The organism is Pseudaestuariivita sp. (assembly GCF_052825805.1).
Window position 1 is genome coordinate 1 of the sequence record NZ_JBRBVB010000006.1, and the last position, 24,477, is coordinate 24,477.

The window sequence follows — 24,477 nt, forward strand, 5'->3', positions numbered from 1 at the left end:
CAGCAGATCGTGCCGGGCGGGCGTGGAGGCTTTACGCTCACCGCCCCGCAGGATGGCGCCGCCTCCGGCTGCGACATCCTGATCGACCTCACCGGGGGACAGCCTCTCTTTCCCGCGCACGAGAAACGCGAGGGCTACCTGCGCGCCGACCCGGCACACCCACCTGCGGTCGCCGCCGCCATCCTCGCTGCCAGCCACCTTACCGGCACGTTCGAACAACCGCTCTACGTCAAGACCGAGGCGATCCTCTGCGCCCATTCCCGCGCCGAGCAGACCGGCTGCACCCGCTGCCTCGACCTCTGCCCGACCGGCGCGATCACCCCGAACGGCGATCACGTCACCGTAGATCCGATGATCTGCGCCGGCTGCGGCGCGTGCTCGGCGGTTTGCCCCTCGGGCGCCATCAGCTACGATGCGCCGCCCGTGGACCTGACCATGCGCCGGGTGCAGACCCTCGCCAAAGCCTACCGCGACGCCGGTGGCAAAACCGCGCGCTTGCTCGTCCACGACGCACACGGGGGTGAGATGATCGCCCTCTCCGCCCGCCACGGCGACGGCCTGCCCGCCAATGTGATCCCCCTGCAACTAGACGCCCTAAACGCTTTCGGCCACGCTGAGGCGCTCGCCGCCCGTGCCGCGGGCTTTGCGGAGGTCATCTGGCTCGCCAGCCCCAAGACCGACCGCGACGCGCTCGAGGCTCAGGTCGCCCTGACCCGCGCGCTCTCCGGCGCAGACGCCGTGCACGTCATCGACACACCCGACCCGGACGCCATGAGCGCCGCGCTTTTCGGCTCTAACTTTGCCGAAATCACCCATACGCCGGTCCGCCCCATGGGCACCCGCCGCCAGATCACCCGCCAAGCCGTCAAGGCACTGCACCCCGAGGCAGAGAGCCTGCCCCTGCCCGCCGGCGCGCCCTACGGCGCGGTGCTCGTCAATAAGAGCGCCTGCACGCTCTGCCTGTCATGCGTCTCGCTCTGCCCCTCCGGCGCTTTGGGGGACAACCCCGACGCCCCCGAGCTGCGCTTTCAGGAGGACGCCTGCCTGCAATGCGGCATTTGCAGGGCGCTCTGCCCCGAGGACGCCATCGCGCTCGAGCCGCGCCTCAACCTCACCGACGCCGCACTTGACCAGACGATCCTCAACGCCGAGGAACCCTTTGCCTGCATCGATTGCGGCGCGCTCTTTGGCGTGAAATCGACCATCGACAAGATCACCGAAAAGCTGACCAGCCACGCGATGTTCAGCAATCCAGACGCGCTCAAGATGATCCAGATGTGTGACGATTGCCGCGTGAACGCGCAGTTCCACGCCGACGGTTCACCCTTTGCCGGTGCCGCCCGCCCCAAGGTGCGGACCACCGACGACTACCTCAGCAAGCGGCGCGATCACTGATGATCGAGCGGCGCGCCCAGGTCCGCCGGCGCCAGTACGGCGACATAGGCGAGCACCGCCTCCATCTCGTCCAGCGTCAGCTCGATGGGAACGATGGGCGACGGCCGGTCGATGGGAAATGGCTCCGTCACATCCTCGATCTGGGTAAAGGCCGGGTGCGGATTGAGAACGTAGAACGCCGTAAACCGCTCCTCCCAATCGCGCATCGCGCGCAGCACCATAAAGCTCGGCGTCGACCCGATCGAGTTCCAGGCTGTCGCCTTGTCCACCGCATGACAGCGCGCGCATTTGACGACGCTCACCTTGTGGCCGGTCTCGGCATCGTCCGAAATCTCGACCCGGACCACCTCGACCTTCGGCGCGGCAGGCGCTCCGAAAAGCGTCTCGCCCCCAGGCGCAAACCCCATGACCGTGCGCATGCCGACGTCCCCCGTCAGCCAGCCCACGAACCGCTCGGTAAAGGCCGTCTCCTCGCGCACGTCCAGATGCCAGACCTGCCCCGCCCCCTCGAAGAGCGCCCTGCCTTGCGAGCCCAGCACCACTTGCGCCTCCCCTTCCGGCACGGCAAGAACACGCACCTGCGTCTTGAGGGAGAACCGCGGAAGGATGTGCTTGAGCAGACCCGTTTCCACCAGCGCGTCCGGCGCATGCAGCGTGACCACCCGCTCCTCGGCCACCGCCACGGCAGCCCAGACCAGCATCACACATCCCAAAATCCAGCGCATGCGGCCAGCCTAAGGCCGGCAGGCGCGATCTGACAAGACTTTCGAAAGGACCCCCGCCATGAGCGACGATTTCAACATGTCGATGCGCAAGTTCCTCAAACAGGTCGGCGTGACCTCGCAGCAGGCCATCGAAGGCGCTATCCGCGAAAAGGGCGAGGCGGGCAAGACCTACGCCGTGCGCGCCACCATCACCATCGAAGAGCTGGACCTGACCCACGAGGTCACCGGTGAGATCAAAGGCGGCTGAGTATGGCAACGCGTGAAGCGATCCTCGAGCGGCTCAAACAGCACGCCGACCCCGCTGGCAACGGCGACATCGTCGCGGCAGGCGTCGTGCGCGCGCTCAATGTCGATGGCGGCAGCGTCCGCTTCGTCATGGAAATCGCGCCGTCGCTGGCCAAGGCATACGAGCCGATCAAGGCAGCGTTAGAGACTGAATTGGCGGCCATGGACGGCGTCTCGAGCATCTCCATCGTGATGACCGCGCACGAGACCAAGACGCCCCCGCCCGACCTCAAACCCTCCCGCCGGGCCGAACCCTCCGGCCCCGAGCCCATCCCCGGCGTCGATCGCATCCTCGCCATCGCCTCCGGCAAAGGCGGCGTCGGCAAGTCCACGGTGTCTGCCAACATTGCCTGCGCACTGGCCGCCAAAGGACGCCGTGTCGGCCTGCTCGACGCGGACGTCTACGGCCCCTCTCAGCCGCGCATGCTGGGTGTCTCAGGACGGCCGTCGTCCCCGGATGGCAAGATCATCATGCCGCTGCGCAACCATGGCGTCACGATGATGTCGATCGGCCTGATGGTGAACCCGGATCAAGCCGTTGTCTGGCGTGGCCCGATGCTCATGGGCGCGCTGCAACAGATGATGCGCCAGGTGCAATGGGGCGCGCTCGACGTGCTGATCGTGGACCTGCCGCCCGGCACCGGCGACGTGCAGATGACCCTCGCGCAAAAGGCGCCCGTGACCGGCGCCGTGATCGTCTCCACCCCGCAGGACGTCGCCCTGATCGACGCGCGCAAGGGCGTGGACATGTTCAACCAGCTCAAGGTCCCGATCGTCGGCATGGTCGAGAACATGTCGATGCACATCTGCTCGAACTGCGGCCATGAGGAGCACATCTTCGGCCACGGCGGCGTCAAAGCCGAGGCCGAAAAGATGGGCGTCCCGCTCCTCGCCGAGTTGCCCCTGCACCTCGACATCCGCCTTGCCGCAGACGGCGGTGCCCCCATCGTGGCCTCCGCACCGGACAGCCCGCAGGCGGCGGCCTTCCTCGATTTGGCAGACAGTTTGATCGAAAAAGGCGCCGCATGAGCGAGCTGACCCTCCCTCCCCTCATGTCCGGCGAAGAGGTCGCGGGCGACGTGTTCGAACACGCCGTCCTGCGCGCCGTGCAAGGGGTGGATGCGGGTCTGATCCTGCACGACCTGGGCGCCAACGAGGTCAGCGCCGCGCTGATCTTTGCGCCCGAGGTCCCGCTGGCAGATGCGTCAGCAATGCTGCCCCTTTGCATGGTCGGCTTCCAAAACGCGCTCGGCGCTCTCGCCCCGCCCGAGGTAGCCGTGCACCTCGACTGGACCGGCGGCTTGCGGATCAACGGCGCGGCGTGTGGCGGCTTCCGTTTGCTGGCCTCGACCGCTGACCCGGACGAGGTACCCGACTGGCTCATAGTCGGCTTCACCCTGCCCCTCTGGCCCGTCTCCGACAGGCCCGGCGATACACCGGACGAGACCGCGCTCTATGCCGAAGGCTGCGCCGATGTGCAGGCCCCGACCCTGGTGGAGGCTTGGGCGCGCCACACGCTCAACTGGCTCGGCCGTTGGGAGAGCGACGGCACCAAACCCCTGCACGCCGAATGGCGCGGCCTCGCGCATGGTATGGGCGAGGATGTGGCTCTAAACGGCCATGCAGGGACGTTTCTGGGTGTCGACGAACGCTTCGGGATGCTCATCCGTGACGAGACCACAACGCATCTCGTGCCGCTCACGACCTTGGTGGAGACCAGCCCATGAAACTTGCCCGCGCCATCCACTTTGACGAAAGCGACCAACGCGTTTTTGCCAGCCCTGCGCGGACCGGCGAGTGGTGCATTTCCGGTGGGTTCGAGTTCTCCGACTGGACCGAAGGCGACCTCACTGGCAAAGCCCGTCAGGCCTTTGCCAACGGCTGGTTCGGGATCGAGACCGGGGGCCGCGTGACATTCGTCGCGGTCACCCAGATCCAGGAAGCCGAACAAGCCGCTCTGACCGACACCCTCGCCCAGCACTTCGTCACCTACTACGGCGCGCCTTCGGTCGAGGCGGCCCGCCCCGTGGCGGCCGAAGAGATCGCCCAAATGGCGGATTTGTGTGACGAACACAGCCCAAACACGCTTTTGACCGTGGCGCGCGAGCTGTCGGATGCGGGCGTTCGCGAGGCGTACCGCACGATCGAGGCGCAGGATGCCGGCCTCGACCAATTCGCGATCCACGGCTCGCTGGACGACTAGCCCACCTTACTCCGCATTGAAGGTAAAGAGCGTCTCCCCGTTGATCGTATAGGCATCGATCAACCCTTGCGCGGTGGGCGAGACGAGCCATGCTTCGAGCTGCAAAGCCTCTGCGTTTTTCACATGGGGATGCTTTTCGGGGTTCACCGGCAGGAAGGCGTACTGGTTGAAGAGCACCGGGTCGCCGGAGAAAAGAAGCGCCAGATCGCCCTTGTTGCCAAAGTTGAGCCAGGACGCCCGGTCGGAGAGGATGTAGGCATTGAGGCCGGAGGCGGTGTTGAGCGCCGCGCCCATGCCGGCGCCGACGGCATTGTACCAGCTGTCAAACCCTTCTGGATCGTACCCGGCGTCCTGCCAAAGCGCGATCTCCTTCTTGTGCGTCCCGCTGTCATCGCCACGGCTGACGAAGGTGCTTTGCGTCTCTGCGATGCGGTTTAGAGCCGATTTCGCGTCGTCGGCGCTTTGGGTGCCTGCGGGGTCAGCGCTGGGTCCGACGATGACGAAGTCGTTGTACATGATCTCGCGCCGGTGGATGCCTGACCCGTCCGCGACAAAGGCTTCCTCGGCTGCGCGGGAGTGCACGAGAATGGCATCCACGTCCCCTGCCCGCCCGAGCCGCAACGCCTGTCCGGTGCCGACGATCAGGAGCTGTACTTCGAGGCCGGTGTCCTCTTGGATCCGGGGCAACAGAACGTCCGCGAGGCCAGAGTTGTGGAAAGACGTCGTGACGGCCATGCGCAGGGTTTCCGCGGTGGCGGGAGCGGCGATGCACAGAGACAAAAGGGCGGCGTAGAGACGTTTCATTCGACGATATCTCCTTTGAGAAAGGCGCGGGCGGCCGCGGTCCGCGGCGCCTCGAAAAACTGCGAGGCGGGTGCGTGCTCGGCCACTTGGCCAGCCTGCATGAAGATGACATCGTCCGCCAGACGCCGGGCCTGTCCCATGTCGTGGGTGGCAAGGATCAGCCGCGTGCCGCGGTCCTTGGCCTCGGTCAGGAGAGCCTCGATCTCGCGCGTGGCGCGCCCGTCGAGGGAGGCGCAGGGCTCGTCCAGAAAGATGCAGTCTGCCCCGGAGATGAAAGCCCGGGCAAGGGCAAGTTTCTGCATCTCCCCGCCCGAAAGCACGGTGGCCGGGCGCGCGAGCATCTGGGAGAGGCCGATGCGGTCCGCCCATGCCTCTGCCCGCCCTGTGGCGTCGGCGCGTCGAACGCCGCGCAGACGCAAGGGATAGGCGATGTTCTGGACAACCGAGCGGCGCAGCATCACGGGCCGCTGGAACACAAATGCCTGCCGCGCGCGCGCCGCTTCGGTCGGACACGCCCATGTGATGTTGCCAGCTGTCAACCGCGCCGTGCCATGCAGCAGACGCAGCAGCGTCGTCTTGCCCGAGCCGTTGGGACCGATGAGGGCGGTCAGCCCCTGCCCTTCCAGCGTCAGATCAATTGGTCCGACAAGAACCCTGCCCCGCCGGGACGTCTGCGCGCCGGTCACGGTCAGGGGGAAGAGGTCTACCATCTGCCCTCCCTTTCCGTGCGGCCGAGCGCGTGAATGGCGAGGTTGACCGCGATGGCGAGAAAGATGAGGACAAAGCCGAGCGCGAGGGCGAGGGCAAAGTCCCCCTTGCCAGTTTCGAGGGCGATGGCGGTGGTGAGCACGCGCGTCGCGTTGTCGATGTTGCCGCCGACGATCATGATCGCGCCGACCTCTCCGATTGCGCGGCCAAAGCCAGCCAGCGACGCGGTGAGCAAGGCGCGGCGCGCATCCCAGAGGAGCGTGCGCATCTTTTGCCAAGGCGTGACGTTCATCGAGATGAGGAGGTCGTGATACTCGCTCCACAGATCGCGGAGGGATTGGTGCGCGATGGAGGCTATGAGCGGCACGATGATGATGACCTGCGCGATGACCATAGCGGTCGGGGTAAAGAGAAGGCCGAGCACGCCAAAGGGGCCCGAGCGACTGAGCAGGATGTAGACGATCAGGCCGACGACGACGGGCGGCAGTCCCATAAGCGCGTTGAGCAGGGCAATGGTCAGACGGCGGTAGCGAAAGCGGCGCACGGCGAGCACGGCGGCGAGGGGGAGCGCGATCAGCGACGCAATCACAAGCGCTGTCAGGGTGACCTGAAGCGAGCGTAGAGTGATGTCGATGAGGTCGGGGTCGCCCTGGATCACTAGCCAAAAGGCCTGAGTGAGTCCGCCCCAAAGGTCGCTCATGCGAAGTATTCCAATTCGGTTCCGCCTCCATCAAAACCCATGCCTGCGGCGGCGTCGAGAGGGGAAGCGACCGGGGGACAAGTTGCCCTTGGGTTCTCGGCCAAGTTCTTGACTGAGGGCCATCCCGTCCACCGGTTGACAGCTGTCAACTGCCTTGCCCCGCAAGCCGCAACAATCGGTTCGGATCGTATTGTCCGCGTTCTGCTTGCGCGATCAAACGGTTGAGGTAGGCAGGCGGATTGGCGATCTGCGCGATACGCTCGGTGATGGCCAGAATCGTCACTGTGGTCGCTTGGTCTCCCATGACACGGCGCGCCCTTTCCCAAGCAGAAAACGCGACCCCGATCATGGGAAGGAGCCGTTGAGACAGGGCGTGAAGGTCTGACCACTGCCTTGGCGGGGCTTCTGCGAACTGCAGAGCGTTGGGGCAGTGGGTGACGATGTCCACAGATCGTGTGGTATCTTCTTTTTCTTTCTTTGAATTAGATTGATGGCGCTCATTTTGGGTGTCGGTGGCGCTTAGTTGTGATGTTTTGAGGGGACCTCCGAGCAGGGTTGTCCTTAGCTGGGCAAGCGCATCGAGCGCGTCTTCCCACGCGTTCACAGTGACCTTGCGGCGAAGGATGCGAGAGAGCGCGACAAGGCAAGCGTGCGTCTCGTGTCCGGCGACGATGAGGTCGCGGCGGAGGGAGAGGAACGTGACTCGCAAGGCGTGGATGCGGGATGCCACCTGTTCGGCGGCGTCGGCAGCTTTGGCGATCTCATCGGCACGCACCAAAAGAGGGCGGAGGTCAAAGCCGAACACTGGCCCGCCGCCGCGGCAGGCGTACCGTTTGCCATTGGGCGAATCGTGCCGGCAGATGAGACCAACCGCGACGAGGGCCGCGATGTGGCGGCGGAGTGTGCTGGCGGGCATGCCTTGCAACCGCGTCGAGAGCGTCTGGTTGGAGGGGAAGACGATTAGCCTGTCCCCGTCGCGCAGGTCGCTGCGAGGGTGGAACGTCAGGAGCGCGTTCAGCACGGCGAGGCTCCGGTGGCTAACGCTGAACGCCTCGCGCGCGGCGCAGAGCTGCTGGAAAAGCGCCCATTTGTCGACGCTGGTGCAGGGGGCGGGTGCCTCGGCCCGGGTGATATGTGCTTTGAGCGCAGCCGAAATGGGCCGCGCCCCGAAAGACGTGGTGGTGATCCGTCGCATGAAATTTCACAAGGCAAAACTTTTTTGTCCGCCCAGGGCAGGGATGCGTTGACAGCTGTCAACAAGAGGGGCAGATTCGGAGGTGCTAGAACACGAATTGGCCTCTCGGGATCCGTCTCGGGGGGTCTTTTCTTTTGCCTGTTGTGCCTCCTTGGTTGCTCGTCCTCAGGGTGTCAGCGCGTGGTTTTCCACTCGCCGTGCAGGCGGGCCAGATTGGCGATGAGCCAATCGTGGAACCCGTCATCTTGTGTCTTGTCGAGGGTCAGCACCGTCTTCCCGCCCGCGCGTTTGGCTTGCGCTAATGCCTTGCCCTCGGCGGTCATGACTGCGTGCGGGGCAGGGGGTGCGGGCTTGTCTGGGGTCAGCGCTTTGGCAACGGCGTCGAACCGTGTGTCCGAGCTCTCGCCTCGCGCCGCTTCCACCATGTCCCGCCCATTCAAGGCGTCCGCCAGCGCCAGCCATCGTTCGCGTCCGACGTTGGGCGCAGCACCGATCGCTTCGATTAAGTCGAGGGGGACGCGGTCGGCCACGGAGAGCAGGCGCGAAATCAGCGTCTTATCCATGTGCAGTGCGTCGCAGATCACCTTCCGGTCATATCCGGCGTCGCGCATCTGGCGGGCAAAGTTCGCCTTTTCGATAAACGACAGGTCCTTGCGGGCGGCGTTCTCTTGGCCCTGCGCGAGGATCAGGTCGCGGTCGTCGAGGATGCGCACCATCGCCTTGACCGGCAGGCCAAGCGCCTTGAGCGCTGCCACGCGCCGCCGTCCATAAACCACCTGATACCGCTCGGGATCGTTGGGGTTCGGGCGGACCAGAACGGGCACTTGCTGGCCGTATTCCTGAATCGAGGCTGTCAGCGCAGCATGATCCTCGTCCGCGCCGAGCCGGTCTCGCATCCCGGCATCGTCGATCAAACGCGGGTCGAGCTCCTGCACCGAGCGCGCCTTGAGATCGGCGATCTGTTGGCTGACCGCGCCGATGGCGCCTTTCTGGTAGCGCGGCTTAGCGGCGTCCACGCGCGCCGTCTCGGCCTCGGCGGGCGGCGTCGGGGAGGGGGCGTCCATCAGCCCCTTCATCAGGTCCTTACGCGCCATGCTCAGCCTCCATGACCGCGCCCCCAAGCCTGTTGGACAAGCGCCTCGATCTCGCCGTTTACGGCGTTCAGGCTCTCGATTGCGCGCTCGTATGTGGCGCGGGTGAAGGCGGATTTCTCGACCTCGTAGAGCGTCTGCTTGGTGATCCCCGCGTCCGAGATGGCGGTGGATTTGAGCGCGGTGTGGTTCAGCACGTGATCGCCGAACATCGAACGCATGAAACTGACCATCTGGTTTTGCGGACCGTCGCCGGGCTCGTAACGAGTGATGAGGTAGCGCAGCCAGTCATAGGACATGTCCCCGCCCGCCTCGCTCACCACGCCAAGCAGGTTAGAGGTCATGAGCAAGAACTGGCACATGGACATAACGTCGAGCATCTGCGGATGCACGGTCACCAGCACCGCCGTCGCTGCCGAGAGGGCGGACATGGTGAGGTATCCGAGCTGGGGCGGGCAGTCGATGACAACCACGTCGTAGCGGTCCTCGACCTCGGCGAGGGCCAGCCCGACCTTCGTGAAGAACAGAGACGAATCCTGCGCAACAAGCGCGCGAGGCGTTTCGTGTTCGAACTCCATCAGGTCGAGGTTGCCGGGCACCAGATCAAGGTTTTTGAAATAGGTCTGCTGGATGATCTGGCTCAGCGGCACCGGGTCCTCGTAGGCGATCGCATCGTAGAGCGTGCCGCCGTCGAGGAGGTCGAACTCGGGCTGGAACCCGTGCAGCGCCGAGAGCGAGGCCTGAGGGTCGAGATCGATGGCGAGCACCCGGTACCCGTCGAGCGCCATCTTTTGTGCCAGATGCGCAGAGGTGGTGGTCTTGCCCGAGCCGCCTTTGAAGTTGACGACCGCGATGACTTGCAGGTGATCACCCTCGCGGCGGCCGGGCAGATATGTGCCTGGAACCTTGGCGCCCGCCTCGAGATACTCGCGCAACGCCTGGATGTCTTCGGGCGAGTAATAGCGCCGCCCGCCGGCGCGGGTTTCGGGCTGCGGACCCTTCCCATCGAGACTAAGCTTGCGCAAATAGGCGTCTTTCACGCCAAGAAGGTCTGCAACCTCGCCGCTGGTGAACTTCCGCAGCATCCTCTTTGCATCGGGGGGGAAGAGCTGCGCGCGGTGTGCCTGCAGCCGCTCCGACAAACGCAGGGCGTGATCGCCCACGACAAGGTCGATGCGCTCGCGCCGCTCTTGGCTGAGCTCTTGCTGCCCAATCCTTGGATCACCTGTGATCTGGTCCACCGCTGCCTCCGTTTGTTACGGAATGTGGCGTATTGTTCGCCTTTAACCGTAAGTATTAGGCAGGCGCCGGGGATTCGGGCAAGGGATTTTTCCACAGGCTGCAAAGTTGAGGCCAAGCCCCGGATGCAGCGCTTGCGCCAGATTAGGCTCTGTTTGGCGCGCTGTCACGTAATGCCAAAGAACGTGACAGGGTGAGGGGCTGTCTTTATACCTCCTTCAGGGACGATGAAGGGAGCCATGCAGATGCTCAGATGGATTGCCGCTGGACTGCTGTCTTTGCCGCATGTGGCCATGGCGCAAGACGCGCCGCCGCTGGCCAAGATCCTCACGGTCGCCGAAGGGGACGGCGCAATCACGCGGCAGTTCTTTGGCCACGTGGTGGCCAAGCAGACGGTTGATCTGGCTTTCCAGGTGGGCGGGCAGATTGTCGAGCTTCCGGTTCTTGAAGGCACGCCCGTGACCAAGGGAAGTCTTGTGGCACGGCTCGATACCGAGCCTTTCCAACTGGCGCTCGATCAAGCGCAAGCGCAGCAGGACCAGGCCGACCGCACCCTCGAGCGCATGGAAAAGCTGGAGGGCAATACTGTCAGTCAGGTGACCGTGGACGATGCCACGACCCAGGCCGATCTTACTGCGATTGCCACGCGCAACGCGGCGCGGAATTTGGAGCTGGCGACGCTCAATGCGCCCTTTGACGGGATCATCGCCTCACGGAACGTGGCGAACTTTACCACCGTGCAGGCGGGCATGCCGATTGTGCGGATGCATGACATGTCCGAGCTGCGGGTGGATATCGAAGTGCCGGAGGTGCTGTTTCAGCGCGCCGGGCGGGATCCTGACCTTGAGCTGACCGCGACCTTTCCCCGCCTTCCGGGGAGCTATGACCTTGAACCCCGCGAGTTCAATGCGGAGACGTCGGACAAAGGCCAGACCTACCGCATCACGCTCGCGCTCACCGATCCGGGCGACTTGGTCGTGCTGCCAGGCTCGTCGGTCAACGTGACCGCGTCGCTTCTTGGGAACGCGCCTCAGATTGTCATCCCGCAATCAGCCTTGATCGCAGACACAAGTGGCGCGCCGCGGGTGATGCTGTTCACCCCGTCTGGGACCGACCCCGACATCGGCACGGTGCAAGTCACCGAGGTCTCGATCACACCTTCGGCCAACGGCGACGTGCTGGTGACCGAAGGGCTGAGTCCGGGCGACCAGATCATTGCCAGCGGTGCCGCTTTGCTGAGTGACGGCGACGCGGTGCGCCGCTTCACTGGCTTTGATAGCTGAGCGCCGCCATGACCATCGCGCGCCTTTCGATTGAACGCCCGCTTTACACCTGGATCGTGATCCTGACTTGCCTTCTGGGCGGGCTCTGGGGGTTCATGTCGCTTGGGCGGCTCGAGGACCCGGCCTTTACGATCAAGACCGCCGTGGTGATCACGCAGTATCCCGGCGCCTCGGCGCAGGAGGTGGCGCGCGAAGTGACCGAGCCGCTCGAATCCGAGATCCAGAAGATGGCGGAAGTCGACCAAATCCGGTCGGTCAACCAGCCGGGCCTCTCGCGCATTTCGGTCGATATGAAGGACACCTATGGCGGTGATGAGCTTCCCCGCATCTGGTCGAAGCTGCGCAACCGGGTGGGGGAGGCGCGCCTGCCGCAGGGGACCTCCGAGCCGTTTGTAAATGACAGCTTTGGTGACGTGTACGGCATTTATTATGCGATCACTGCGCCGGGTTACACGGACAGTGAGATTTACCAGCTGGCGACGTTCCTACGGCGTGAGCTGTTGGCGGTGCCGGGGGTTGCGGACGTGGCGCTGGCGGGGGTGCCGAACGAGACGATCTACGTCGAGCCGGACCCGGTGCTGAGCACCAACCTTGGCGTGTCGATGGGGGTCCTGCAGCAAGCCATCGCGACGGCCAACGAGGTGGTCGATGCGGGTGTTTTGCAGGACGAGCGCGGGCGGACGTTGATCCAGAGGCCGGAGGGGAGCGACTCGGTTGAAGAGATCGCGGGGCTGGCGTTTTCGGTGCGGGGGAACCTGCTCAACGTGCGGGATGTGGCGGAGGTGCGGCGCGCGCGTGAGGCGAACCCGACGCTGATCATCCGGCACAATGGGCGGGACGCCTTTACGCTGGGCGTGGCGGGTGTCGGCAGCGAAAACATCGTGGATGTGGGGTACCGCGTGGACGCCAAGCTTGCCGGGATTGCCGATCAGATCCCGCTGGGTGTGCAGATCCACCCGATCTACCAGCAGCACCTCGTGGTGGAGGAGGCGTCGAACGATTTCATCGTGAACCTTGCCATGTCGGTTGCCATCGTGGTCGCGGTGCTTGCGGTGGCGATGGGGTGGCGCGCGGCGGTGGTCGTGGGCTCGACGCTGCTTTTGACCGTGGTTGGCACGCTCCTTTTCATGTGGATTTTCTCGATCGAGATGGAGCGGATTTCGCTCGGCGCGCTCATCATTGCGATGGGGATGCTGGTCGACAATGCCATTGTCGTGGCTGAGGGCATGCAGGTCGCGATGCAGAGGGGGAAGAAGTCGCGCGAGGCCGCGGACGAGGCGGCCGCCAAGACGCAAATCCCGCTGCTCGGGGCGACGGTGATTGCGATCATGGCCTTTGCCGGGATTGGCCTCAGCCCGGACAGCACGGGAGAGTTCATGTTCTCCCTCTTTGCGGTGATCGGGATTTCGCTGGTCCTGAGCTGGGTGCTGGCGCTGACGGTCACACCGATGCTCGGGCATTACTTTTTCAAAGTAGGGCAGGGGGGTGATGCGGAGGACGCCTATGGCGGGCCGTTCTTTCGGCTCTATGCCGGCCTTTTGCGTGCGTGTCTCAAGCTCTGGTGGGCGGTCATTCCGGCGCTGGTGGGGGTCACCATCGTGTGTCTGATGGCCTTTGGCCAAGTGAAGCAGCAGTTCTTTCCCGACAGCAACACGCCGCTCTTTTTTGTGCACTACAAGCTGGCGCAGGGGGCGTCGATCCACGAAACCTCGCGCGATCTTTTTATGCTTGAGGACTGGCTGACGGAGCAGCCGGACGTGGTGGCCGCCACGGCCTTTGTCGGGCAGGGGGCGAGCCGGTTTCAGCTGACCTATCAAGCCGAGGATCCGAACCCATCCTACGGGCATATCATCGTGCGGACGGAGACGCTGGACAAGATCGCGCCGCTCATCGACGAGCTGGGCGCATACGCGGACGAAAACCTGCCGCAGGGGGAGCTGCGGGCCAAGCGGCTCGCGTTTGGTCCCGGCGGCGGTGATCCGATCCAGGTGCGGTTTTCCGGGCCGGATGCGCAGGTGCTGCGGGAGCTGGCAAACGAGGCGATTGCGCGGCTGGAGGCGGCCTCGGACAACATCGTCGCGCCCCGCACCGACTGGCGCGAGATGGAGCAGGTGCTGCGCCCGATCTACGCCACCGACCGCGCGCAGGAGGCGGGCATTTCGCGGAGCGACATCACCGAGACGCTGCACTTTGCCACGACAGGTCTCACGACTGGCGTGCTGCGCGAGGGGGAGCGGCAAATCCCGATCATCCTGCGCTCGCCGCCGGATGCGGGGCTGAGCCTGACCGATCAGGTGATCTACTCGGACGCGGCGCAGACATTCGTGCCGTTTGATCAGGTGACCGACGGGATGCGGTTCGAGGGGCAGAACACGCTGATCATGCGCCGTGACCGGGTGCCGACGATCACGGTGGGCGCGGATGTGACCAAGGGCATGAACGCGGCGACGGTGCAGGCGCAAGTGCAGGAGACGATCGATACGATGCCGGTGCCGCCGGGCTACCGGATGGAGTGGGGTGGGGAGTACGAGAACTCCCGCAACTCGCAGGCGAACCTGGCCAAGCAGCTGCCGCTGAGCGGGCTGATCATGGTGCTGATTTCGGTGCTGCTTTTTAACGCGCTGCGCCAGCCGCTGATCATCTGGCTCTTGGTCCCGATGTCGATCTGCGGGGTGAGCATCGCGCTGCTGGCATCGGGTCTGCCGTTTTCGTTCACCGCTTTGCTGGGGCTGCTCAGCCTCTCGGGGATGCTGATCAAGAACGGGATCGTGCTGGTCGAGGAGATCGATATCGTGCGGGAAGAAAGCCCCGCGCAGCCGCTCAAGGCGTCGATCGTCGAGGCATGCACCTCGCGCCTGAGGCCGGTAATCCTGGCGGCGGCGACGACGATCCTTGGGATGATCCCGCTGCTCGGAGACGCGTTCTTTCAGTCGATGGCGGCGACGATCATGGGCGGTCTGGCGTTTGCCTCGATCCTGACGCTGATCGCGGCGCCGGTGTTCTATTACGTGTTCTTCATGCGCTCGCGGTCCGCGCCTGCGCCGGAAACCGCGCACGCCTGAGAGCCGCGTTGCATTGCGGCAACAATATGGCGGAATTGTGATGGATTGACCTGATTGCGGGAACCGTTCTCGAATCGTAAGGTTGCTCAAAAGAAGTACGCGCGCAGGCGCGGCGATTGGAGCAGGCACCGTGGGACGTCCAACTCTCTTTCGGCTCAAGGCCGTGCGCATGGCGTGCGCGGGCGCGCTCTGCCTCTCTGCAGGGGCGGCTGCGGCGCTGGACGAGCTGGATTTCAACATCTCCGGCGTGTCGGAGGAGGTGGAGACCTCTCTGGAAAACGCCGCTTTGTTGTCGCAGCTTGAATCCGAGGGCCGGCGCGATCCGAACGACGTGATCGGCGCCGCTTTGAGCGATTACCGGCGTCTTTTGGTGACGCTCTACGAGGCGGGCCACTACAGTGCGACGGTGAGCATCCGGCTCGACGGAAGAGAGGCGGCGGAGATCCCGCTCCTCCAGACGCCGGCGCGGGTGTCGCGGGTGCTGGTCACGGTCGATGCCGGTCCCAAGTTCGTGTTTGGCCGGGCGGAGATCGCGCCGCTGGCGGACGGCACCGAGGTGCCGGAGCAATTTGCGCCGGGCGAGCGGGCGGAGGCGAGCGCCATTCGCGGCGCAGTCGATGCCGGCGTGTCGGGCTGGCGCTCCGTGGGACACGCCAAGGCGGCTGTCGCCGGGCAGGACCTTGTCGCCGATCACGCGCGCCAGACGCTCGATGCGTCGGTGCAGCTGGCGCCGGGGCCGCGGCTGCGGTTCGGGGACCTCGACATCGTGCGCGACAGTGCGGTCAAGGACGTGCGCCTGCGCATGATTGCGGGCCTGCCGACGGGCGAGGTGTTCAACCCGGACGAGCTGGACCTTGCCGCCAACCGTCTGCGCCGCACGGGCGCCTTTTCGTCGGTCACGCTGACCGAGGCGGAGACGGTCAACCCGGACGGCACGCTTGATGTGGCGCTGGAGGTGGTCGACGCCAAGCCGCGCCGCTTTGGCTTTGGCGCGGAGCTGTCGACGCTCGAGGGGCTGACGCTGTCGACGTTCTGGCTGCACCGCAACATCTTTGACGGTGCCGAGCGCTTGCGGTTCGATGCACGCGTTGCGCAGATCGGCGGGCAGGCGGGCGGTTACGAGGGCGGCATCGACTATTCCATCGGCGTGCGCCTCGAACGGCCGGCCGCGCTGGGTCCCGACACGACCGGGTTCATCACCGCGCAGGCGGCGCGCGAGGACGAGCCGGACCTGCTGAGCGATCGTCTGACGTTCGGCATCGGGGTGAGCCGGCGGTTCTCGGATACGGTGAGCGGCGAGCTGGGCGTGAACTACACCTTTCTGCGGACGCGCGACGATCTGGGGGAGAGGGAGTTCCAGTATGTCTCGTTGCCGACGAAGGTGACGCTGGACCGCAGGGATGACACCCTGAACCCGACGGAAGGTGTCTACGTGCAGCTTGGCACGACGCCGTTCCTTGGCCTTGGCGACACGCAGAGCGGGGCGCGGTTCACTGCAGATGCGCGCGCCTACTACAGCCTGTCGGACGAGGGTCGGTTCACGCTGGCGGGGCGGTTGCAGCTCGGCTCCATCGTCGGGCCGGAGGTGGAGGACACGCCGCCGGACTTCCTCTTTTTCTCGGGGGGCGGGGGCACCGTGCGCGGCCAGCCGTACAAGTCGCTCAACGTCGAGACGGATGACGGCACGTTTGGCGGGCGCAGCTTCGCCGGGCTGACGGCGGAGTTCCGCGCGGGGATCACCGATCGCTTCGGGCTCGTGGCCTTTGCCGATGCCGGGTTCATCGGCGAGGGGTCCGCCGGCAACGGGGAATGGCACAGTGGCGCGGGCCTTGGCGTGCGCTACCAGACGGGCATCGGGCCGATCCGGCTCGACGTGGCCGGGCCGACGGGTGGGTCGACCGGGGACGGCATCCAGGTCTACCTCGGCATCGGGCAGGCGTTCTGATGCGCTGGTTTGCTCTATTCCTTATCCTGCTGTGGCCGTCGCTGGCTCTCGCCCAGACCGAAGATCAGGACCGCGGGCGCATCCAGGCGTTTCTCGAGGACACGCTGTCGGAGGCGGGGCGCGATGTGCGGATCGTCGGGTTTCGTGGCCTGCTGAGTTCGGAAGCGTCGCTTGAGCAGCTGACGATTGCCGACGACGCCGGCATCTGGCTGACGCTGAATGACGTGACGCTGAACTGGAACCGGTCGGCGCTGTTCCGGGGCAGTCTCGAGGTCGAAGAGCTGAGCGCGGCGGAGCTGATCGTTCCGCGTCTGCCGCAGACCGGGGAGAGCGAAGAGCTGCCGTCGCCGGAGGCGCAGGGGTTCAGCCTGCCGGATCTGCCGGTGGAGATCGACATCGCCCGCCTTGCCATCGAACGCGCGGACCTCGGTGCGCCGATTTTGGGGGAGGCGGTGTCGCTGTCCTTTGCCGGGTCGGCGGAGCTGGCGGGCGGGGCAGGGCAGGCCGATCTGGCACTGACGCGCGTCGATGGGCCAGCGGGCCGGTTCGAGATCGAGGGCGGGTACGACAACGCCGACGGTGAGCTCTTGCTCAACATCACGCTGGACGAGGCCGCTGAGGGTATCGCGGCACGGCTGCTCAACCTTCCGGGGCTGCCGCCGGTGGCGCTGTCGGTGCAAGGCGCGGGTCCTCTCGACGCCTTTGCCGCGGACATCGCGCTGAGCACGGATGGCCAGCAGCGTGTGACGGGCCGGGTCGCGGTGCAGGAGAGCTCGGATCCGTCGGTCACGCGGCGCCTTTCGGCGCAGCTGGTGGGCGATCTGTCGCCGCTGCTGCCGCCGGAGCGGCGCGGGTTCTTTGGTCCGTCGAGCGAGTTTGCCTCAAACGTGGGGTTCCGGGCCGATGGGGGCCTCGACCTTGATCAGCTGGTGCTGCGCACCGATGCGCTTGACCTGAGTGGGACGGCGGCGCTGTCGCCGGAGTTCTGGCCGGAGGCGTTTGACGTCACCGCCGAGATCGCCCCGCCCGAGGGGCCGCGCGTGGCGTTGCCGGGCAGCGACATTGCGCTGGCGGATGCCGAGCTGGAGCTGACGTTTGACGCGGCAGAGGGCAACGAGTGGCAGGGGACTTTGCGCGTCGTGGACGTCGAAGGTCCGGGCTTTGCGCTCGACACGGCGACGCTTGCGGGGACGGGCACGATCGACGGGGACGGCTCGGCGCCGCTGCGGTCGGTGGCCGGCCAGCTGAACGTCGCCGCGACGACGCTGACGCTGGACGATCCGGCGCTGACGGAGGCGGTGGGACAGGCTCCCTCGGGCGCGCTGCGCTTTGCCTACACGTCGGGCGCGCCGCTCGAGCTGAACGAGCTGGAACTGGTCAGTGACGGGTTGCAGCTCACGGGGCAGGTGCAGCTGACGGGGCTGCAGGACGGCCTCGATCTGCAGATTGCGCCGGGCGTGACGGTTGTGGCGCCGGAGCTGGCGCGGTTCTCTGGCCTTGCCGGGCGCGATCTGGCGGGCGCTGCGACGCTGCGCGTCGATGGGCGGCTTGCACCACTGGCGGGCACGTTCAATCTCAAGGCAAACGGGACGACGCAGAACCTCTCTGCGGACATCGCGCAGCTTGATCCGCTGCTGGAAGGGGCGGGCACCTTGCGCGTCGAAGCGCGGCGGGATCTGAACGGGACGTTTATCGACGCAGCCTCGGTGGCGACGCCGCATGCTTCGATCCGCGCCAGTGGCCGGCTGCAGACGGAAGGCACCGCGCTCGACGCGGATGTCACCGTGAGCGACATTGGCCGGGCGCTCGACGGGGTCACGGGACCCGTGCGGTTCGTCGGCTCTGCCGCGCAGTCGGGGGAGCTCTGGGACGTGGCGGGCGACCTGACGGCGCCGGGCGGTGTCGTGGCGGATGTGGACAGCACGCTGACGGTCACGGAGGCCGGTTTAGAGACTGTTTCCGCGGAAATCGCCGCGCGCGTGGCGGATCTGTCGCCCTATGCGGCGGTCGCGGGTCGCCCCTTGAGCGGGTCGGCGCAGCTGACGCTGAGCGGTGAGGGCGTGGTGCCGGCGCAGAGCTTTGCCGGAACGCTGGATGTGGCGGGGCGGGATCTGACGACAGGGATCGAGATTGCCGATCGCCTGCTGGAGGGGCAAAGCACGCTGGTTGCCAAGCTCTCGAGTGCGGGCCTTCCGACGGTCGACATCGAGGTCTTTGCCTTTGACACGCCGCGGGCGGAGGGCTCCGCCTCGGGGCAAGTTGGGCAGGATCAGAGCCGCTTGCGCTATAATCTGGTGCTCGAGGACATGGGTGTGCTGGCACCCGCATTGCAGGGGACGGCCACGGCGGTCGGGCAGTTGAGCCAGGACGGAGATCGCCTGACGCTCGGCACGGATGTGACCGGGCCGGGCGGGCTCGACGGTGCGGTGAATGGCACGCTTACGCTGGTGGACGGCGCGCCGGGGCCGGTGCGTGCAAGCCTCGACGTCCAGATCCCGGCGCTCGCCGCCTATGCGCGGCTGCTGGGCCAACCCCTGCGGGGCGCGCTGGAGGTGGACGCGGATGTGGACGGTGACCTCGCGGCGCAGACGGGTGTCTTTGCCGGGCGGGTGGTGACGCGCGATGTGCGGCTCAACCAGTCGCAGGCGGATGCCCTGCTAGCAGGCACGACGTCCGTGGACCTGCGCGTGCGCGCCACCGGGCCGCAGACCGCCGTGATCGATGAGGCGCGGATCTCAGGACCGCAGCTGTCGGGGACGGCGTCGGGCCAGGTCTCTCCGGCGCAGGCTGCGCTGCGGTATGATCTGGCGCTCGCGAACCTCGGCGTGCTTGTGCCGGAGCTGGCCGGGCGCGCAACTGCGATGGGCGAGCTGTCGCGCGGGTCGGGACCCTGGCGGATCGAGACAAGCGTGACCGGGCCGGCGGGGATCAATGCCAACGTGAACGGCACGGCGGCGCAAAGCTTTGATCGGGTGAACCTGGCCGCCTCGGGGCGGGCGCCTTTGACGCTGGTCAATCAGTTCACGGGCGCCAACCGGCTGGCCGGGGATGCGGTCTTTGCGCTCAGGATCGACGGGGCGCCGGGGCTTGACGCGCTGTCGGGGCGCGTGCGGACGGAGAATGCGCAGATCGCGCTGCCGGGGCAGCCGATCGGGTTGGAGAACGTGGCCGCGGAGGTCTCCCTTGGCGGCGGGCGCGCCGACGTGAACGCCACCGCGGACCTGCGTCCCGCGGGAGGGCTGCGCGTGCAGGGTCCGATCTTTCTCGAGCCGCCGTTCCGCGCCGATCTGCGCGCGGACCTGCGCAATGTGGAAATCCGGCAACCGGGTGTGTTCGAGACGGAAATCGATGGTCAGTTGACCATCTCGGGACCGCTGACGGGTGGTGCGCGCATTGGCGGCGACCTGTCCGTGCAGCAGGCCGAAATCCGTGTCGCCGATGCGACGGGGAGCGTGGCTGCCGGGCTGCCCGGTCTCGAGCATATCAACGAGCCGCGCGACGTGCGCGAAACACGAGAGCGTGCCGGTCTCGTCGTCGATCCGGCGGCCGAGCGGCGTGCGCCGCGGGTCGTCTTCCCCCTCGACGTGCGGATCTCCGCGCCTAACCGCATCTTTGCGCGCGGGCGTGGGCTCGATGCCGAGCTCGGCGGCGCGGTCCGCGTGCAGGGCACGACGGCCAACGTGGTGCCCTCGGGCGAGTTCAGCCTGATCCGGGGCCGGTTCGACCTGCTTGGCAAGCGTCTGCAGCTGACCGAGGGGACGGCGCAGCTGCGCGGCGCGCTCGATCCCTTCATCCGGCTGATCGCGGAGACGCAGGCTGGCGACGTGCTGGTGCGCATCCTGGTGGAAGGGTTCGCCTCGTCGCCGCAGGTGAGCGTGACGTCGATCCCCGATCTGCCGCAGGACGAAGTGCTGGCGCGGCTGCTCTTTGGCCGGGGTCTCGATAAGATCAGCCCGCTGCAGGCGGTACGTCTGGCGGCGGCGGTCGGTACGCTCTTGGGGCGCGACGGGAACGACGTGGTCGGCCGGCTGCGTCAGACCTTCCGCCTCGACGATCTGGATGTGGTGACCGAGGACGACGGCAGCATTGGCGTGCGCGCAGGCGCGTATTTGTCGGAAAACATCTATTCGGACTTTACCACGACGAGCTCGGGCCGGACCAAGATCAACCTCAACATTGACGTCACCCCAAACGTCACCGTCCGCGGCTCGACCGGCAGCGACGGCAACACGAGCCTCGGAGTGTTCTTCGAGAAGGACTACTGAATGTCGTCGCACGTCGGCAGCGCCGCCCATGGACGCTTGGGACGCGTCATGTCCGTTGCAAGGCGACGGCAGGGTGAGCGGTTGCGTGACGCGCTCCGGTGAAAGTGCAAGGTGCCTATAAGGTTAATTATGGTAATACAGCAGCGTTAAGCCATTATCTGCGCCAGGTGTCGGCGCGGCCGTGGTCGTTTATGCGGCGGGCCAGGACTTTGAATTCGGTTTCCAGGTAGCTTTGGAATCGGGCGACGACCGGGCGTTTAGGGCGCTTGGCGCGGCGCAGGAAGCCGAGTTCGCGGTTGGGATGCTCGAGCCGGACCGGCAAGGCGGTGACCGTGTTTGCCCGGCGTTGGGTGAAGACCACGGAATACGGCAGCACCGTCAGGGAGTTCGAGCCTGCCAGGACGCTCAGGATCGAGGCGAGTGAGCCGCCGGTGAAGCTGACGCGGAAGTCGGTGATCCCGATATCTTCGAGTGCGCGTTTCAGGTCGGTATAGAGCGGGCTGCCTGCGGGGGGTGCGATCCACGGGAATGCTGCGATATCTTCGAGCTTGACCGCTGGTTTGCGCGCCAGCGGGTGGGTCGGTGCGCAGGCGATGACATTGCGGCCGCGCAGGATCGGTTTGAACGTCAGGTGGGGCGGGATATCGTCGGGCCGCGCGGGGCAGATTGCGAGGTCGATGGTCCCGACGTTCAGCTGCTCGGACAGCTCCGGGAAGTAGCCGTAGGTCTGCTGGATCGTGACCTCGGGGAATGCCGTCTGGAAAGAGGCCATCATGGTCGAGACGACGCCGTCCATGAAGATCGGCGTGCCGGCGATCCGTGCGGTGCCCGCCTTGCCCCGGGAATAGAGCGTGACGGCGGCCTCTGCCGCCTGCCCTGCGTCGGTGATCACACGGCCCTGCGCCGCCAGAATGCGGCAAAGCTCCGTCGGGCGCAGGGGGCGTTTGCCCTTTTCGAACAGGCGTGAGCCGAGGCGTTGCTCCAGCATCGACACCGAGCGCGAGACGCTGGGCTGCGACTTGTTGAGCAGTGCCGCGCCCTCGGTCAGGCCGCCGGCGTCGATGATCGCGGCAAGCATCTGCAGGTGGTTTGGATCGATCTTCATACCTTTATGGTATGTTGCAGCGCTCAGATTCGATCAACACCGCATTTTTCGCTGCTACGCTTCGGGCATCTCGATGCAAAAGGAGCGCAGCGTGGCGCAGCCAGCCCAGATCACAGCCCCGGACGTCCGTGTCGTCTTTGGCGCGGGCACGCGGCTGGACGTCGCGACCGAGGCGCGGCGGATGGGTCTGCGCAAGGCGCTGGTCCTCTCCACGCCCAACCAACGCGCCAGTGCGCTCGAGATTGCGGAGGCGCTTGGCGATCTGGCCGCCGGGGTCTTTTGCAAGGCCGAGATGCACACGCCGGTCGGTGTGACCGATGCGGCAATGGCCCATGTGGCCGAGACGGGCGCGGATTGCGTGGTCTCGATTGGCGGAGGCTCGACGACGGGGCTCGGGAAGGCCATCGCCTACCGCACCGACCTGCCGCAGATCGTGATCCCCACGACCTATGCAGGCAGCGAATGCACGCCGATCCTGGGCCAGACCGAGGACGGCGTGAAGACGACGCTGAGCGATCCGCGCGTCTTGCCGGAGGTCATCCTCTATGATGCGGAGCTTGTGCAGACCCTGCCGATTGTGATGACTGTGACGTCGGCCCTGAATGCGATGGCGCACGCGGCAGAGGCGCTTTATGCGCCCGACCGCACCCGGGCGAGCGACGCGCTGGCGGTCGAGGGGCTCGAGGCGTTCGTGACCGGCCTGCCGCAGGTGTTGAACGATCCCGCCGATCTGGCCGCGCGCGAGGCCACGCAGCGCGGCGCCTGGGCCTGTGGGACGGTGCTGGGACAAGTGGGCATGGCACTGCACCACAAGCTCTGCCACACGCTCGGCGGCACGTTCGACCTGCCGCATGCCGAGACCCACGCTATCGTGCTGCCGCACGCCATCGCCTATAACGCCCGCGCCGCGCGGACCGAGCTGCAGCCGATCTGCGATCTTCTTGGCGGCGCTGAGCCCGGCGCTGCGCTTTACGACTTTGCCAAGAAGATGAATGCGCCCTTAACGCTCGAGGGCCTCGGCCTGGCCGAGGCCGATCTCGACCGCGCCGCCGACTTGGCGGTGAGCAAACCCTATCCCAACCCCAGTGCCGTCACGCGCGCCGACATCCGCACGCTTTTGCAGGCCGCCTGGGCCGGGGACCCGCCGAACACATAACGATCAAGACCACGACGTCTGGGAGGACACCATGATCACACGCCGTACCCTTCTCAAAACCTCTGCCGCGAGCGGGCTGACGCTGGCCGCGGGCGGCCTCGCGGCGCCGGCCCTCGCACAGGGCGCCAAGATCCGCCTGGGCTATGTCAGCCCGCAATCGGGGCCGCTGGCGGCGTTCTCGGAGGCGGACCAGTTCATCATCGACGGCTTTCTGGGCTCGGAGGCGGGGGCCAATTTCGAGGTGATCGTCAAGGACAGCCAGTCGAACCCGAACCGCGCCGCCGAGGTCGCGAAGGAGCTGATCATCGACGACGAGATCGACATGATGCTGGTCGCCTCCACGCCTGAGACCACCAACCCGGTCGCCACGACCTGCGAGGCGGAGGAGATCCCGGTGATCTCGACCGTGGCGCCCTGGCAGCCCTATTTCATCGGCCAGCAGGGCAACCCGGGCGATCCGGGCAGCTGGCGGCCGTTCGATTTCAGCTTCCACTTCTTTTGGGGGCTCGAGGACGTGATCTCGGTCTTTACGGCGATGTGGAACCAGCTCGACACCAACAAGTCCGTCGGCGCGATCTTCCCCAACGACGGGGACGGCAACGCCTGGGGTGACCCGAACGTCGGCTTCCCGCCGGTGCTGGACGCGCAGGGCTTCACGCTCACCGACACCGGGCGCTACCAAAACCTGACGGACGATTTCAGCGCGCAGATCAATGCCTTCAAGGCGGCCAATTGCGAGATTGTGACCGGTGTGCCGATCCCGCCGGACTTCACCACCTTCTGGACGCAGGCGAAGCAGCAGGGGTTCAATCCCAAGGCGGCGAGCATCGGCAAGGCGATCCTCTTCCCGCAGGCGGTCGAGGCCCTGGGCGATCAGGGTCACAACCTCAGCTCGGAGGTCTGGTGGTCGCCGTCGCATCCGTTCTCGTCCTCGCTGACGGGGCAGTCGGCGGGTGACCTGGCGGCGGGCTACACGTCGGCCACGGGGCGTCAGTGGACGCAGCCGATCGGGTTCGTGCATGCGCTCTTCGAGATGGCCGCCGACGTGATGGCGCGTGTCGAGGACAGCCGCGACCCGGACGAGGTCACCTCCGCCATCGCCGCCACCGAGCTGGCCTCGATGGTCGGGCGGATCGCCTTCGACGGCGCCGGCCTGCCGCCCTTTGCGGTGCAGAACGTGGCCAAGACCCCGCTGGTGGGCGGTCAGTGGCGGCTGAAGGACGGGGGCGGCTACGATCTGGTGATCGTCGACAATTCCGACCATCCGAACATCCCGACGGGTGGGACGATGGAAGCCATGTCCTGACCCATGCCGA

The 24,477-nt window shown here is 66.2% G+C and carries 19 protein-coding genes; 11 read left to right on the forward strand and 8 right to left on the reverse strand.

Features of this window, described 5'->3' with window-relative positions; all coding sequences use genetic code 11:
* On the forward strand, positions 1–1,395 hold a 1,395-nt coding region (locus tag ACU0B3_RS09235; protein ID WP_446260562.1), incomplete at its 5' end, for a 4Fe-4S binding protein.
* On the opposite strand, the gene ACU0B3_RS09240 is transcribed toward ACU0B3_RS09235, so the two are convergent.
* On the reverse strand, positions 1,389–2,120 hold the full coding sequence (locus ACU0B3_RS09240; protein ID WP_446260563.1) for a hypothetical protein: 732 nt from the start codon (positions 2,118–2,120) through the stop codon (positions 1,389–1,391). The two genes, ACU0B3_RS09235 and ACU0B3_RS09240, sit on opposite strands and share 7 nt — an antisense overlap.
* A 58-nt stretch (positions 2,121–2,178) precedes the next feature.
* Here ACU0B3_RS09240 and ACU0B3_RS09245 point away from each other — a divergent pair, with 58 nt between their 5' ends.
* From ACU0B3_RS09245 to ACU0B3_RS09260, 4 genes are read left to right on the forward strand one after another with little or no spacing between them, the layout of a single operon-like run.
* On the forward strand, positions 2,179–2,367 hold the full coding sequence (locus ACU0B3_RS09245) for a DUF6494 family protein (protein WP_446260564.1): 189 nt from the start codon (positions 2,179–2,181) through the stop codon (positions 2,365–2,367).
* A gap of 2 nt (positions 2,368–2,369) precedes the next feature.
* Complete coding sequence (gene apbC, locus ACU0B3_RS09250; protein ID WP_446260565.1) at positions 2,370–3,434, forward strand: iron-sulfur cluster carrier protein ApbC; 1,065 nt, start codon at positions 2,370–2,372, stop codon at positions 3,432–3,434.
* Complete coding sequence (locus ACU0B3_RS09255) at positions 3,431–4,132, forward strand: DUF4444 domain-containing protein (RefSeq protein WP_446260566.1); 702 nt, start codon at positions 3,431–3,433, stop codon at positions 4,130–4,132. The genes apbC and ACU0B3_RS09255 overlap by 4 nt, the downstream gene beginning before the upstream one ends.
* The gene (locus tag ACU0B3_RS09260; RefSeq protein WP_446260567.1) at positions 4,129–4,608 is read left to right on the forward strand and encodes a DUF6505 family protein; all 480 of its coding nucleotides are present in this window, start codon (positions 4,129–4,131) and stop codon (positions 4,606–4,608) included. The genes ACU0B3_RS09255 and ACU0B3_RS09260 overlap by 4 nt, the downstream gene beginning before the upstream one ends.
* Positions 4,609–4,614: 6 nt before the next feature.
* On the opposite strand, the gene ACU0B3_RS09265 is transcribed toward ACU0B3_RS09260, so the two are convergent.
* The 6 genes from ACU0B3_RS09265 to repA form a co-directional block, all read right to left on the reverse strand.
* Positions 4,615–5,412 carry a substrate-binding domain-containing protein gene (locus ACU0B3_RS09265; protein ID WP_446260568.1) on the reverse strand — a complete coding sequence of 266 codons (798 nt, stop codon included), beginning with the start codon at positions 5,410–5,412 and terminating at the stop codon, positions 4,615–4,617.
* Positions 5,409–6,122: an ATP-binding cassette domain-containing protein gene (locus tag ACU0B3_RS09270; protein ID WP_446260569.1), complete on the reverse strand. Its 714-nt coding sequence runs from the start codon at positions 6,120–6,122 to the stop codon at positions 5,409–5,411. Before ACU0B3_RS09270 ends, ACU0B3_RS09265 begins: the two co-directional genes overlap by 4 nt.
* Positions 6,116–6,820, reverse strand: a complete 705-nt coding sequence (locus ACU0B3_RS09275; RefSeq protein ID WP_446260570.1) for an ABC transporter permease — start codon at positions 6,818–6,820, stop codon at positions 6,116–6,118. The genes ACU0B3_RS09270 and ACU0B3_RS09275 overlap by 7 nt, the downstream gene beginning before the upstream one ends.
* A gap of 145 nt (positions 6,821–6,965) precedes the next feature.
* Positions 6,966–8,015 carry a plasmid replication protein RepC gene (repC, locus tag ACU0B3_RS09280; protein WP_446260571.1) on the reverse strand — a complete coding sequence of 350 codons (1,050 nt, stop codon included), beginning with the start codon at positions 8,013–8,015 and terminating at the stop codon, positions 6,966–6,968.
* A gap of 173 nt (positions 8,016–8,188) precedes the next feature.
* Positions 8,189–9,109, reverse strand: a complete 921-nt coding sequence (gene repB, locus ACU0B3_RS09285) for a plasmid partitioning protein RepB (RefSeq protein ID WP_446260572.1) — start codon at positions 9,107–9,109, stop codon at positions 8,189–8,191.
* A 2-nt stretch (positions 9,110–9,111) separates the two neighbouring features.
* On the reverse strand, positions 9,112–10,338 hold the full coding sequence (repA, locus tag ACU0B3_RS09290) for a plasmid partitioning protein RepA (RefSeq protein WP_446260637.1): 1,227 nt from the start codon (positions 10,336–10,338) through the stop codon (positions 9,112–9,114).
* 246 nt (positions 10,339–10,584) lie between these two features.
* On the opposite strand from repA, the gene ACU0B3_RS09295 reads away from it, so the two are divergent.
* From ACU0B3_RS09295 to ACU0B3_RS09310, 4 genes are all read left to right on the forward strand, one after another.
* Positions 10,585–11,628, forward strand: a complete 1,044-nt coding sequence (locus tag ACU0B3_RS09295; RefSeq protein ID WP_446260573.1) for an efflux RND transporter periplasmic adaptor subunit — start codon at positions 10,585–10,587, stop codon at positions 11,626–11,628.
* 8 nt (positions 11,629–11,636) lie between these two features.
* Complete coding sequence (locus ACU0B3_RS09300; protein WP_446260574.1) at positions 11,637–14,690, forward strand: efflux RND transporter permease subunit; 3,054 nt, start codon at positions 11,637–11,639, stop codon at positions 14,688–14,690.
* 130 nt (positions 14,691–14,820) lie between these two features.
* The gene (locus ACU0B3_RS09305; RefSeq protein ID WP_446260575.1) at positions 14,821–16,635 is read left to right on the forward strand and encodes an autotransporter assembly complex protein TamA; all 1,815 of its coding nucleotides are present in this window, start codon (positions 14,821–14,823) and stop codon (positions 16,633–16,635) included.
* Positions 16,635–20,900, forward strand: coding sequence for a translocation/assembly module TamB domain-containing protein (locus tag ACU0B3_RS09310; protein ID WP_446260576.1), 4,266 nt, complete (start codon positions 16,635–16,637; stop codon positions 20,898–20,900). The genes ACU0B3_RS09305 and ACU0B3_RS09310 overlap by 1 nt, the downstream gene beginning before the upstream one ends.
* A gap of 154 nt (positions 20,901–21,054) precedes the next feature.
* Here the strand turns inward: ACU0B3_RS09310 and ACU0B3_RS09315 are convergent, their stop codons facing one another.
* Positions 21,055–22,005, reverse strand: a complete 951-nt coding sequence (locus ACU0B3_RS09315; RefSeq protein ID WP_446260577.1) for a LysR family transcriptional regulator — start codon at positions 22,003–22,005, stop codon at positions 21,055–21,057.
* Between the two features lie 91 nt (positions 22,006–22,096).
* Here ACU0B3_RS09315 and ACU0B3_RS09320 point away from each other — a divergent pair, with 91 nt between their 5' ends.
* A complete protein-coding gene (locus ACU0B3_RS09320) occupies positions 22,097–23,161 on the forward strand; it encodes a maleylacetate reductase (RefSeq protein WP_446260578.1) in 1,065 nt (354 codons plus the stop codon).
* A 31-nt stretch (positions 23,162–23,192) separates the two neighbouring features.
* A complete protein-coding gene (locus ACU0B3_RS09325; RefSeq protein ID WP_446260579.1) occupies positions 23,193–24,467 on the forward strand; it encodes an ABC transporter substrate-binding protein in 1,275 nt (424 codons plus the stop codon).
* Positions 24,468–24,477 lie beyond the last annotated feature (10 nt).